At 29.3% G+C, this 14,211-nt stretch carries 9 protein-coding genes and 1 pseudogene; 8 read left to right on the top strand and 2 right to left on the bottom strand.

Going from position 1 to position 14,211, the window contains the following annotated elements; translation table 11 throughout:
* Positions 1-661: 661 nt before the first annotated feature.
* Positions 662-2,845 (bottom strand): AIPR family protein, encoded by a 2,184-nt coding sequence (locus ACQKIM_RS07360; protein ID WP_427541286.1) that lies wholly within the window; start codon positions 2,843-2,845, stop codon positions 662-664.
* A 160-nt stretch (positions 2,846-3,005) separates the two neighbouring features.
* Here ACQKIM_RS07360 and ACQKIM_RS07355 point away from each other — a divergent pair.
* From ACQKIM_RS07355 to ACQKIM_RS07340, 4 genes and pseudogenes are all read left to right on the top strand, one after another.
* Positions 3,006-4,360, top strand: a pseudogene (locus tag ACQKIM_RS07355) (transposase).
* 1,175 nt (positions 4,361-5,535) lie between these two features.
* On the top strand, positions 5,536-7,155 hold the full coding sequence (locus ACQKIM_RS07350; RefSeq protein WP_427541283.1) for a hypothetical protein: 1,620 nt from the start codon (positions 5,536-5,538) through the stop codon (positions 7,153-7,155).
* Between the two features lie 661 nt (positions 7,156-7,816).
* Positions 7,817-8,386 (top strand): lecithin retinol acyltransferase family protein, encoded by a 570-nt coding sequence (locus ACQKIM_RS07345; RefSeq protein WP_427541280.1) that lies wholly within the window; start codon positions 7,817-7,819, stop codon positions 8,384-8,386.
* 175 nt (positions 8,387-8,561) lie between these two features.
* Complete coding sequence (locus ACQKIM_RS07340) at positions 8,562-9,029, top strand: JAB domain-containing protein (protein WP_427541277.1); 468 nt, start codon at positions 8,562-8,564, stop codon at positions 9,027-9,029.
* A gap of 53 nt (positions 9,030-9,082) precedes the next feature.
* On the opposite strand, the gene ACQKIM_RS07335 is transcribed toward ACQKIM_RS07340, so the two are convergent.
* The gene (locus ACQKIM_RS07335) at positions 9,083-10,345 is read right to left on the bottom strand and encodes a hypothetical protein (RefSeq protein WP_427541274.1); all 1,263 of its coding nucleotides are present in this window, start codon (positions 10,343-10,345) and stop codon (positions 9,083-9,085) included.
* Positions 10,346-10,503: 158 nt separating this feature from the next.
* Here ACQKIM_RS07335 and ACQKIM_RS07330 point away from each other — a divergent pair, with 158 nt between their 5' ends.
* The 4 genes from ACQKIM_RS07330 (at position 10,504) to ACQKIM_RS07315 (ending at position 14,098) form a co-directional block, all read left to right on the top strand.
* Positions 10,504-11,037 carry a hypothetical protein gene (locus ACQKIM_RS07330; RefSeq protein WP_427541271.1) on the top strand — a complete coding sequence of 178 codons (534 nt, stop codon included), beginning with the start codon at positions 10,504-10,506 and terminating at the stop codon, positions 11,035-11,037.
* Positions 11,038-11,050: 13 nt separating this feature from the next.
* Positions 11,051-12,589 (top strand): DNA primase family protein, encoded by a 1,539-nt coding sequence (locus tag ACQKIM_RS07325; RefSeq protein ID WP_427541268.1) that lies wholly within the window; start codon positions 11,051-11,053, stop codon positions 12,587-12,589.
* A 2-nt stretch (positions 12,590-12,591) separates the two neighbouring features.
* Positions 12,592-12,828 carry a helix-turn-helix domain-containing protein gene (locus ACQKIM_RS07320; protein WP_427541265.1) on the top strand — a complete coding sequence of 79 codons (237 nt, stop codon included), beginning with the start codon at positions 12,592-12,594 and terminating at the stop codon, positions 12,826-12,828.
* Positions 12,829-12,931: 103 nt separating this feature from the next.
* A complete protein-coding gene (locus tag ACQKIM_RS07315; RefSeq protein ID WP_427541262.1) occupies positions 12,932-14,098 on the top strand; it encodes a tyrosine-type recombinase/integrase in 1,167 nt (388 codons plus the stop codon).
* Positions 14,099-14,211 lie beyond the last annotated feature (113 nt).

The following is a 14,211-nucleotide window of genomic DNA, read 5'->3' as shown; positions in this document are numbered from 1 at the left end:
GTTCAAAATAGCCAGCTATCTGAAAAAAACTCAGATAGCTGGCCATTCGTCATGCGTACCGATAAGGTGCGCTTATTTTTGTATTTCGGGCTTACAATAGACATACATGAGCAAAAATAGTTATACGATATTCTAAAGCAATTTGTTAAGATGAAAAAAATTAAAGAAGCTCTATTTCTAGAGAGCTTCCAGGAATTCTAGAAAAAGCATCAAGAAATCACTCTCGATGCTTTTTCGTTTTATGTTCATGAGTTAAAATTTCCAAATATAATTGATTATACATTAAAGTTTATTAACTTCATCAAGTGCCTTACCATATCTAAATAACAAATCCAAATAGGCAAGCATATTCAAAATCGTGGCTATTATAAAAGTATTACTTATATGAAATCATTCATATTTTGTCCAAAATGCACGTCTTATAAATCTTTAAAATGATAAAGAGTTTGTTAGTAAACCTTTCTAACTCAACTCTTAAATTACTACTAATATACGAGGGGGTATCAAATGGGGATATTAAATTTTTTAAAATTGACAATGTTAACGTGCGGAATTAATGGTCGTTCTGTTTCACTTGAGAAATCATTACAAAATTTAATTGAAAATCACCTTAAATCATTTTCTAGGGATTAACAATTAACTATTATAAATCATGTAAAATCTACTTTTTTGTCAAAAGTGACTTTGTTACCATTTGAAAGAGCTCTTGTCCATTATTAGTACTTCCTTGAGCTCCATGCTGTAGAGCTTTTTGTTTATGCTCTGGTAAATTAGAGCTCGAAAAAATAAAAAATGGTGTATCATTACAGCGCCTTCTTATTTCGTCAAGTAAAATATACCCTTCCTGCAGACCTTCTTTTCTTCCTATATCTGAAATTATAGTGGCAAATCGTTTGTTATCAAGCTGAAACAAAGCGTCATTTGTAGATAATGATAAAGTAAATTCAATCCCAATAGATTCAAATGCTTTTCGCTCAAATTGATTATTTTCTGGTCTATCGTCAACCCATAAAATTTGATTTTCTCTATCATGACTACTAAGCCATTTATAATTTTTCACAAATTCAATTAATTGTGTTGTAGTTTCTTTTCTCTCAAATATTTTTCTATCTTCACTAATATCTATTATTCCCTCACTATATAAAAATCCTTTTAATATCTCTAATGATTTTTCAATTAATCTTGTAGATTCATTATCACTTAGCATAATTTTTTCTATTTTCTCTGCTAATAATTCTGTTTTCTTATCTATAATTGGCTTAAAATCCTGACCATCTTCTACTAAATATTTTATAATCATCATAATATGCCAACGTGCTCTACGATATTTTTTACCTTCTTCATTATTTCTAATGTATGCTTCCACTCTGTACCATGTCAAACCACTCACGTAGTATGAATTTAGTAAAGTAGTATTTGTAAAAAGCTTTCCCCTAGTTTTTTGTTCCACTTTCCCGTATTGTCCAGAAACTGCATCTGGTAAATCTAAAAACATTGCAGATGTCGCTTTGATTTGAAAAGGTATATTAACAATTTTTGTCTTTTGGATATCTTCATTTCTATATTGTTCCGTTCTTCTTTCGTAATATAAATCAAACTTATTTTGATGTTTTTTTGCCTTATAATATTCCTCTAATGATTTTTGTTCATCCCTTAAAGCTAAGAGTTGCTCAGGTTTTAAAGCAGTCTGACTATTTGTTGCTTTAATTATAGCATTTTTAGTATCTTCATCTTCCGTACCAATTAATCTGATAGGAATATAAATATTTCGTTCTTTTATTTCTTTTAATGACTCAAATATTACATTACTAGTTTGACAACCATTTACAATCTGATAATTTACTAAACTTGCTTCGGTTGAAATAATTTGTACTTCATCAGCGATTATCGTTATTCCATTATTTAAAAGCCCAAATAAATGAGCATTTTCACCCGTTAACCCGTTTTTCATATTTAAGTTAACATCAACTTTTTCATTTGCTCCTAGATAGTCACGAATGTTATCTTCAAATATTCCTTTTCTTAGGTTTCTTTCACCTTCAAGTTTTTCAGATAGAATATCTAAGAAATCTTCTACCTTAATTAATCCAAAATACGCCGACTTTATTATCCCTGTATTATCTTTTGGATAAGGAACTGGTTGTTTATCTAAATTAAATTTAATTTCAGACTGATTATTCTTTTTTTGATTTAATTCTCGTATTTCTTTTAGACCTAAAAAGTTAATTGAAATATTATCATCATCAAATAAAATCTTTTGTTTTAAAACCCTTATCCCTGTCATTATTTCTGATTTTAAATGTATATCTAAGTTTGGATCATTTAATGTAATTTTATTAGGTGCTAATGCTACATAATATAGTTTTAAAGAGGGATTACTTTTGAATTTAGTACTTAAATCATATATGTATTTGGCTGTCTCCCAAGAATTCCTTACCTCATTTAATTCACAATATTCAAAGTTAAAGAATCTATTTATTCCTTGTAAAAAATCCCTAACTTCGCTTCTGTCAAATTTTTCAGAAACCTTAGTTTGTGTAAATATAAATTTTACTTCTATCTTTCGAGTTGATTCACAAATATAATTAACATCTTCAATATTTTCAACTAATTTATCATTAATAAAGATAGCAACACCATCAATTCCAAATGATGTTCCAGTTTCCATGTCTTCGTAATTTGCATTAGGATCATTACAGTATGTACTTAAAACTAAATCATTAATAAACATTTCAAAAATGTTATGCTCATTTTTTGCCTTACTTTTAGATATCTCATACTTTTTCACAAAACCTTTTATATATCCTGAAATCATTGGATGTTTAATTGTTGTTACTATTGCCATAGATGAACACTCCTTTTTTATTTTTTTATATTTTTGAGTTAATTTCATAAATCTAATCCCTTTAGTATCAAGGGTTCTAAACCAATAAAAAACGGGCACCTCCCCAAATCCGGTATAATGATAGCGACGAAACTAACATACTGAATGAGGTGAATGCCCTATGACTATTGTAAAACAAATGAGCCTATTTGACATCCAAGAATTAATGGAAATGGAAAGTTCCCGTCGTTTTGATGCGATTTTTGCCACTTTCGACGTGCAACCTATTTTTCAGTTGTTTTCAAAAAAGACATTATGTGGTGCCCCACGTGAATTAAATTTCGGTGCTATGATACAGTCACTCATTGTTCGTATTATCGAGCGGATTCCAACGATTAAGGATTTAATCAAACGTTTAGTCAATGATCCTTTATTTCGATTCGATTGCAGTTTTCTCGTTTCAGACGTGGTTCCATCTGAAGCGTCCTATTCGCGTATGATCGACGTTATTAGTCAATCAGATGTGCTCGATCATATGCAAGATACATTGATTCAAACAGCCTTTATAGAAGGTTTCATTTGTGATGAACATCTCGCTATAGACGCCACACATTTCGAATCACTCGATGCGGCGAAACCTTCGGAGAAAAAAGAACCTGCACCACCCCAAAAACGTGAACGAAAATCAAAAGAGGAACGTGAGGATTGGCTTACGAAACAAGCAGAAATCGAAGCCAATCAGTCGACTTATGAAAAAGAAATCAGGCATCAACTCGATACACCACTGAAGACACTGTGGCAAGATGTGCACATCGAACCGAATTGGGGCATCAAAAAGAACAGTGACGGCAAAAATACGTTTTGGTTTAGCTTTAAAGGGCATCTCGCAGTGACAACCAAGAGCCAATATATCCCCTCTTGCCTCATGACATCTGGCAATTTGTCGGATAGTAAAGCCGCGATTCCTCTTTTAAAGAAAATAGAAGACTTATTTCCAGGGCATTTTACGACTACTATTTTGGATGCAGGGTATGATTTTGAGCCCATTTACCGTCAATTACACGCGTATCAAATGCGTGCAGTGATTCCCTATAATATCCGCAATGAAGGCGAGTATCTTGGATTTGATCAGCATTTTAGACCGACATGTGTACGTGAACACAGCTACTTTATGACAGCTTCGATGAAAAGTACCGAACACTCAAATTCACAAGACCAAAGGAATGTGCAACCTGTCCATTACGTAATGATTCCCTCTGTCAAAAGGTTTTCAAAATCAAATGTGACACAGATTTACGGAAATTTACCTATCCAGCACGTGGCTCTGAACGTTGGAAACAACTCTATAAAGAACGTACCGCTGTAGAACGTGTGAATGCCTATTTAAAAGAATATTTTCAGTTAAACAATGTCCGTCATAGAACAGGAAGAAAAGCTAAGCTTCATTTCAACCTAGTGACGTTTATTTATAATGCCTATAGATTAGCAGTGGATCGACTAAATGCTTTATTACAATCACATACTCGAGCAGCATAATTTTTAAAAACGTAAGTTTTCATAATAGGAGCAGTCTAAGCTCTTGGAAAGTATGATTTATGAAATTGATTCTTTTTATAAAATTATTAATTAAACTATATCATATAATTTTTCATAAAACCTTATTTTAGGAAATAAGGGAAATTTTATTAAACTTTACTTTTTTTCTAATAATAAAAATCCCACTATGATACCATTCATTTTCCGTGATAAATATAAATGCGATTTTATTTTTTAAAATAATCTCTACTTATTTTTCATGAATCGATTGTGATAAATCACGGTAGGGGGGATTAACTCAATGTTATGTTTGAAACTATTTAGACCTTCTATAGCATCACAAACACTTTGTTCAAACAGAGTTATAATGGCTAATCCTAATAAGTACATACTATCGCCTGCCTACTAGTAACATCAAATACAGATATGAATCTACTTACTAGCTTTATTCAATCTATATATCCTTCCTCCAGAAAAAATAAGAGACTTGAATTTTAATTAAAATTCAAGTCTCTTTATCAAGGGTACAATATATATTTATAAGAATTTTTGATAAAATTTGAAATAACTCAAGTATCAAACATATATTATTGCTATGTTCCTATTTTTTTAGCGCAACGCTCAATCGTCAGTACCTTTTTTTTTTGCAAACTTTCATCAGCTGTCAACATACTATGCTCTATCTCAACTACAGCCAGATAACCTTCTACAATATCATAATTAACCTTATTCCAGTTCTAAAGAGACAAAAGTTATCGAACCTTTTTTTAGTTATTACCAATATTCACTACTACTATTTCAGCATATGATTCGGCTATTTTTATTTAAAATAACAAAAAATCCCTGAAATTTCTTGACATATAAAAAAAATTATTTAATCTATAAATAATCATTCACAAGTAATATGAATTATGTTCACAACGTAAGGAAGTTATAAAGAAAGGGCTGAAGTACGTGAGATTGGTTGGTTGGTTGGTTTGAAGGAAATTGCTGATATATGTGAAGTATCCTCATCATCAGTATCAAATTGGAGAGTAAGGGAACTTAGCTTTCCAAAGCCTGTGCATGAAATAAAAGCTGGACCTATTTTGACTTATATGAAATAGAGCAATATATGCTTCAAAAATGATACTAGCAAAATTAAATCTTAGAAAAAGAATGGAGGAAATGAAAATATGTTTACAAAGAAAATTTGCATAGTAGGCAGAGCAAGGGTAGGGAAATCAAGGCTTATTTCAAGGTTCCTAAAATACTCAAAATTAGTACGTAAATATTTGGAATCAAGTGGTAAAGATTGTACTAAACTTAATTTTAAGTTTTATCTCACAAAAGGATTAGAAAAGAAAAGCTTTATGCGTTATTTAGCAGCTGATTCTTCATTAAACGGCATTGAAGTTCCATTCGATGATGAACATGAGGATGAAATAAAGAACTTTTTAAGACGTATAGAAAAAGAAAATACTTATTCACAGAAAGCAACTGATGAGTTAGCAGGTATGCCAAGGCAATTAAGTCTTTTAACAGATAGTATTGAAATCGTAACTGAAGCAAGTTCTTTTGCAAGAGAGATAATGGGAGATAGCATTGATTGTTTGGTTATTACAGATACTCCTGGTGTTTCGGGAGATGTGCTGCTTAATGTTGCTAGTGATGCAGATGTGTATCTCTTAATGATGAGAGATGAAAATGATAAAGAATTTCGCTTATCCATCGATAAAATCATACCAAAGATTGCTGGTTCAAATGTATTGTTTATCTATCGTAATGGTAACACATATACAACAATGGAAGGCTATAATGAAGTATTAAGACAGGTAAAGGACGCAGTTGAAGATTTTACTGATGACTTATCAAAGTTAGTAGGTGATTCTGTACTCAATACATCATTGGAAGTGTTAAACCCTTCTGGAAAGGTAATACCAATGGGAGCATTTGATATAGTAACACTTAATTTTGTAGAAGAATGTTTTAATAAAGATTTAATTGATAAGTTAAAGTCTATATTTTCTACAAAGAAAGGTGCTAATGAAGAACAGGTAATCGTTGAATCACTTATAGAGAGCTGTGATCCAAATGTAGTAGTTGGTTATACAACTAATGATATAATTGATTATTTTAATAATATTGTTAAAAAATTCACATTACCAAAGACAGGTACTACTTGGAAAATTAATTTTGGTAAAGAGAAACATGACAGGGTAAAGACCAAAGATAATTATAGAATTGAGAATTTTGTAGAATCAAATTGCAATTCCTTGTTAGAGGATCTTTATAATTTATATAAGGTAATCTCATATGATAGTTCTTATACAGTACCAAAGATAGTACAAGAAGCTATCATTAAGTTAGTATATTTGAGATTAACAGAAGCAATCAAATTTAATTGTGGGATATTCGCAGGAGGACATCCGTTTGAGGATAGCACTTGCAAGACGATGTTTGTAGAAGAAGCTATATTTGCAGATGAGTTATTAAATAAAGGTACAACACCTAATTTAACTGTTTCTGATTATTGTGATGTTATGCGTACAAATGGAATATCATCAGCAACATGGGATTGGGTTTACAAGAAATCCCCCTATAGTGGAAACTATGATTATTGTAATAATAAATTAGATGTAATAAAGCATTGTGGTTTACATAATTTGCATTCAAAAAATACACAACAGTTGATATATAACACTTATACGATGGGCTTATTTAAATTAGGACAGTTAAATCTTTATTGTTTTTTGCTAAGTAATATTAGTGCAAGTAATGCATCAAACAAGCATAATGTTATGTCCTGGTTGTAATCATAGTTTTCTATATTTATAAAGTTGTAGTAACTAGATGAAAATTCCCGTTACTACAACTTTATATTAAAATATCATACACTACCTTAAATTTATGATATAACGTTGAATTTTCAATCATAAGCACTTATTTATGGTAAGGTTCTCCGTTAGATCGCTAAGTGCGTTTTTACTAATACTTTTTAATCCTTACTCATTGAATTAACAATTCTTGATTATTCTAATCTACAATTCCAACTATTGAAAACGTCTGTGTACTTAATGCAAATTTATCCAGCAATCTAACTAGAAATATCGCTAAATTAGGATTACATTAGAATTACGATAATTCCACCACTGTAAAATACCACGCCCCATTTATTAATTCTATAGTTTACTTGCTGGTATCGCTAATTCCTTGTTTCGGGTTATCCATTGTATAATATTCAATTATATTTATTTCATGCTTTTTTCTGAATCTATAAGATCTAGCATGAACCTTCTGAATTTAAAGAGTTTATATAACCTCTTGCTCTGATTTCAATTATATATTATCAATATAGAGCAGCTCATCAAGATTAAATAATGATGGGCTGCTCTATTTGTATTGTTATTCGAAAGCCTAATCAACGTTTAGATTCACCAAAACATGCAAAATAAATTATTTAGAGGAGCGATAGATATGGGATTTTTCAGTGAATTAATAGAATGTACAAAAAATATTTCAAATATCAATAAGGAGTTTATAAGTGATGTAAAAATAATTGTATCTGAGACGAAACGTGACATTATACACGATTGGAAAAAAGATGATCCAATACTTGGAAACGCAGTCGAAGTAATCGATCGAGGTATTACAACAATTAAAAATATCACCGAGCAAATACTAGATTCAAAAACTACACCTAGAAATCCTAATAAAGAATTAAAAAAATGGCACCTCCTCGACAATAACGTTAAGAATAAAATCGCTAAAGCGGAACATTTAAAAGTTGATCGTACCATCTATTCTCATCATGCTCTATCTTTGAATGATTACGAAGTAATTCATTATCAAAATGGCATTGTAAAAATAGATTCACTAGAAAACTTTGCTAAAGGGGCTGCTATTTATATACTCGACACTCCTAGGCTCTACACTAGAGACGAAATAATCAACCGCGCTTATTCACGTTTAAATGAAGAACGGTATAATTTGGTTTTCAATAATTGCGAGCATTTTGTTAGATGGGCTTTTAATGGTGAAGAATAATGAAAAAAATCTAGAATCATTTTATTTGTATTTATACCGCATATTCCCAAATAACTAATTCAAATACAATTATCCGAAAAGACATTAATTTCAAATATATATTATTAAAGTGAATAGGACCTATCATTTATTTAGAATGATAGGTCCTTAAATAATGTTTAGGAGTGAGTATATTATGAATACAAATGAGTCAATAATCAAACATGCAAAACGAATACAAATAGTTCAGGTTAAATTAGTTCGTGAAAAATCCATGCTCTATAAAGGACGTAAAATTCGATCTCCTCAAGATGCTTATGAATTAATGCAAGAATTTTTAGGTGATGTAGATCGCGAGCATTTTATTGTTATGTGCCTAGACACTAAGAATCAACCTACATGCATCCAAGTTGTCCACATTGGAAGTTTAAATGCTAGCATAGTTCATCCTCGTGAAGTAATGAAATCCGCTTTATTAAGTAATGCAGCCTCAATTATAGTTGGGCATAATCACCCGAGTAATATAAGCACGCCTAGTCCTGAAGATATTGAAGTAACAAAGAGACTTAAAGAAGCAGGAAAAATTTTAGGAATTGATTTGATCGATCATTTAATATTATGTATGGATAATTTTACTTCTTTAAAAGAAAAAGGATATATTTGATATTGATTTAATTGGACTATAGTTTGAACACTCATATTCAAACTATAGCCCTTCTATCTAATTTTTTGTTCATTTTTAAAATCTAAAGTGGTCTTTTTTTTCTTATTTTTAGCACTTAGTTCCATATGTTCTACTTGTTCCATACTTTTATAAATATCTTTTTTTCTTTTTTTTTCGGAATACAAAGCATTATAGACAGCTTCCAATTGATCATAAATATTATTACCTTCTTCAAATAGTTTTAAATTAAAAGTTTTAATTAAATCTTTATAGTAATCAATTTTCTTTAATTCTATAAATACTTTATAGTCATCATAAATTTCCTTTGGTATTTTAATATCATATTCTAAATTCGTATTCTCTATTATTTTTTGCTTAATAGTATTTTTTAAATTGTTAAATAAATCATGCTCTCTTTCTATTCCTTCTTTAATTAAAAAATATTTATTGTTATATAAGTCAAAATCGATTAAATACTTTCTCATTTTCAATCCAGATAAATTTATTACTGATGCACTTGACTCAAAAAAGTAAATTGCTTCTTCTATTATACCTTCTTCATCTAAGTAATATATATTCAATGATTTATAACTTTTATTTAAAAACAAATATAAATCAAATAAATTTGTAAATTTATTAAAGGCAAATAAATTCACAGAAACATTGATGTTTAATTTATTCAGATAAAGTTTATTCATGAAAAAATTAATGTCTATTTTTGCATCATTTAATATTTCTGTTTTATTATTTTTGAAATTAAATAATGGTAATTTTCTTGGATCAATAAGCTTATTAATCTTCGTACCTCTTTTTTTAGTTTTTTCTATAAGCTTTTTGCTGGAAAACATATACCAGACAAATAATATTCTTGGTACTTTATTAAATAATTCTTTATAATAACTCTCAAAATGATTACTATATTTATCTTTCCCCCAAAAGCTTTCTACTTCTTTTTTAAAACTTTCCTCAGATTCAAAATAAAACTCTTTTGATAATTGGCTATAAACTTTATGTTTTTTTAAAGTATCAAAATAACCATTTATATTCTCAATTGATTCATAAAGTAAAGTAACTAACAAATCTTGTTCTAAATATTCGAAATATTTCTCAACCTTCTTTGATTTACCATGACGTTTAAACAAGCGAAAATATTCATTAATTACAGCATCATGAAACTTTTCAAGTTTATACCCTTTTTCGTTATCATTAAAAATAATTAAATTTTGTTCATTAAAATTATCAATTTTTAAAATGGTCTCTTTATCATTGATGATGATTTTGTTAGAATCTCTATTTATTGTATCTTCAGCACTCAAACTTATCCCTCCAAAAATAATCTACTATAACATAGTATATCTTAAAAATCTCAATTCAAAATGAATTAATATTTTCATTTCATAAACAAGATTTTTATTTTATTTTTCATTAAACTCTTGATTGAGCAATAGTTCAAATAACAATAGGAGTGATTTTAATGAAAAAGGAAAAATTTGCAATCAAATTTAATGAACTAATGGAACACTTGGAACAAAGAGAACTTTGCGATCAGAACAGCTTTGCTATGATGATTAATTCTAAAGAAGCAAAGTTAATTGGTTTTACCGAAAATCCAATCACTTTAACTAACGGTATCATTCTTATTCAATCAAAAAGAAATATTCAAATTCACGGATATTTCAATAACTTTTCATATCAGCCAAATACAGAAAAGGACTTTAAAGTAATACTAGCATTAGACGGAAGAAAAACTAGTTCTAATAAAGTATATATAAAAACTCCATCGAAGGATCTCTTTTTTGATAAAAATACAGAGTTACAACCTTATGAAAAAATATATATTTTTTGGCAATACGGTCCTGATAATTGCTTAATTACTATTGGATATGATGAATTTGCTAAAGAAACAATATGTGATTTTTTCTTTATAAGTAGTATGAGTAATAGCAATAAACTAAAAATCATTTTTCAGCATTTATTAGATTTATCTAAAAATACATCAGATGTTTAATGAGGTGCTCAATATGAATAATAATCAGCAATCATTATTTCCAGATAAATTAAAAACTGACACCATATCAATAAAAATTTCTAAACCAAGTTTACTTATGTCCGAAATAAATCCTAAAATAGCCTTATCTTCTAATATTATCAATATAAATAAGGATACTTTATTAGATTCTATAAAAATTACTAAAGAAAGCAATAATAAAAATACATCCTATGCGATTAATTCAAATAATTCAAGTTATACTGACAAAAAAACTATAAAATATTCAAGTTATTCAATAGCTAAATTATATGAAGATATATTCTTATTTAAAATTTTTGATAAAATATTGCATGTTTGGGATGAAAATTTAGGTTATTACATCCCTTTAACAAATGAAAATTCAGATCAATTTATAAGAAAAAATGCTCCCATTCATTTAAAGCATTTTCTAAACTCTAGTAATATTAGGGATATTGTTAATTGGATTAAGGCGGAGTGTAATAATGTTAAAAATGAATCAGATTTACTTTCAAAGAGGAATTATATTGCATTTAAGAATGGAATACTTAATATTTCTAATCAGAAGTTAATTAATCATTCACCAGAATATAATTTTACATCCATTATTAATGCAAATTATAGTTATGATCCTTTAGATAGTATCTACTTTGAAAATTTTATGCTTGATATTTGTCAGAACGATCATTTATTGTACACCAGAATTCAAGAATTATTTGGTTACGTCATTTCAGAAATTCGAGACTTAAAAATAATCCCGTATCTTACTGGTCCTAAAGATACGGGAAAATCCATAATTCTTAAACTACTAGAACATTTGGTAGGAGTTAATTTTTGCACTAGTTTAAGCTTAGATGAATTAAATAAAAAAGATTATCTTAATAGACTCTTGTCAAAAAAATTAAATACTTGTGGTGAAACGTCTGAACTTACATTAAAAAGATTAGACGTTCTAAAAAAACTTTCTGGTGGAGATAGAATAATGGCTAAAGCTTTATATGAACAACCAGTATCATTTGTCAATATGGCGGCTTTAGTTTTTGCAGGTAATCATTTACCTTCATTAAATAATTTAGATCGGTCAAATGCATTTAGTGAAAGGCTACTAATTATTCCATTTGATAATGCTATTCCCAAAGAAAAGCAAGATCCATTGTTATTTAAAAAACTATTAAAAGAAATTGACTATATTGCTAATTGGTCCACGATAGGTTTATTAAGACTAATCCATAATAATTATCAATTTACAAATAATATAAGAGTTAACCAATTACAAAAAAATTACACTATTCATAATAACTCAATCGAACAATTTTTCTTACAAGAATGTATTCAATCTACAGATGCTAAAATATTTAGTTCTGAAATAGAAATTGCATATTTTAGCTATTGTGAAATTCATAATGTAATTCCAGCTACAAAAATTGAATTTCATAGACATCTTAAGTCCAAACATAATCTTCAATATAAAAGATTTAGATTAGGTAATGAAAATAAAAATGGCTACATTGGATTGTCTTTAAAAATCAATTCTAATCTTATGGAGGATTAAATATGCAATATTCACATTTAGACTTACTAAAGGAGATTTATCACATATTAAAAAAATTTACTAATCATACTTCAAACATAGAATGGTTAAGTGTAAAAGACGCAGCAAAATACGCAAGCGTTTCCTACAACACCTTCATAAAATTTCGCACTATGGGCTTAAAAGTATGCGAAATCGAGGGAATTAAAAGAGTTTCTAAAAAAGAAATTGATCGATTTTTAGAAGAATATAGTTTTTAAATGTTTCAAGAGGATTTTTACCCAGTTAAATTATATATTATAACTGTGAGGGATCAATCCTCTCTTTATATCTTGCCCCCGCAACGATATTAGGAGGGTCACTATGACTAAAAATAACTCTTCAACCATCAAAAGTTATGAAAACAAAGATGGTAAAACGTTATATAAATTCCAAGTTTATTTAGGTGTAGACGAGCTTACAGGTAAAGCTCGAAGTACTACCCGCAGAGGTTTTAAAACGAAAAAAGAAGCTGAACTTGCTTTAGCACGTATCAAACTTCAAGTCTCCGAAGGCACATACAAACAAAAAAGCACAGAGACATATCAAGAAGTATACGATCTTTGGATCACTCAATACGAAAAAACTGTTGAAGAAAGTACATTTGTTAAAACAGTCGGCTACTTTAAAAATCATATCTTACCTTCTATGGGCACTTACCGTATCGAGAAAATTACGATTGCTATTTGTCAAAAACATTACAATGAATGGGCTGCAAAAGTTAAAAAAGCTCGTACGATTAAGTCTTACGCTAAAAAGGTATTAGATTTCGCTATTGTGCATGGCTTTATTCAAACGAATCCCTTCACTCATGTTGAGACAAAAATTAAGAAAACTTTTATGGAAAGTGCTGAAGATGAAAATGAAAACTTTTATACGAAGGAAGAGCTAATTTCATTTTTAGAGAAAGCAAAAGATCACCTTAACTATAAAGCATATTCGCTATTCCGTTTAATCGCTTATACAGGCATGCGCAAAAGCGAGGCATTAGCTTTAACATGGAATGATGTGAACTTTGTGGAAAGCGAGATAACTATTAATAAAGCTATCGGACGTGGTAAACAAACACAGCTTTATTTGAAGACTACTAAGACTGGTAAACCTCGTACGATCAAATTAGATGAAACAACTTTATCGATTTTAAAAGAATGGAATAAGCTCCAAAAGCAGCAATATATTCAGTTAGGCATCAATACGCTGAAGAAAAATCAATTGATGTTTAGTAATACAAAAAATGATTTTATCCAGCCTGGTCAAGTTCAGAAGTGGATGTATAGTGTTCAAAACAAATACACTTTGAAGAAAGTATCACCACATGGTTTACGTCATACGCACTGCTCACTTTTATTCGAAGCTGGTGCGAGCATTAAAGAAGTTCAAGATCGACTTGGACATTCTGATGTAAAAACTACTTTAGACATTTATACACACGTCACGAAAAAGGCGAAAGAAGGCGCTATTCAGAAGTTTGTTAGCTATTTAGAAGGTTAAGCTTTTGACTTAGTTTTGACTAGAAATTGACTAGATTTGAATGAAAACAGGTGAAATTGGATGAAATTAAAAAAGTGCCAAAACCCTGTATTATCAAGGGTTTTGACACTCTG

The organism is Lysinibacillus sp. NPDC047702 (genome assembly GCF_050272555.1).
In the GTDB taxonomy this organism is placed as follows: Bacteria; Bacillota; Bacilli; order Bacillales_A; family Planococcaceae; genus Lysinibacillus.
The sequence above is the reverse complement of the archived record's forward strand: the minus strand, read 5'-3'. Positions and strand labels throughout refer to the sequence as shown.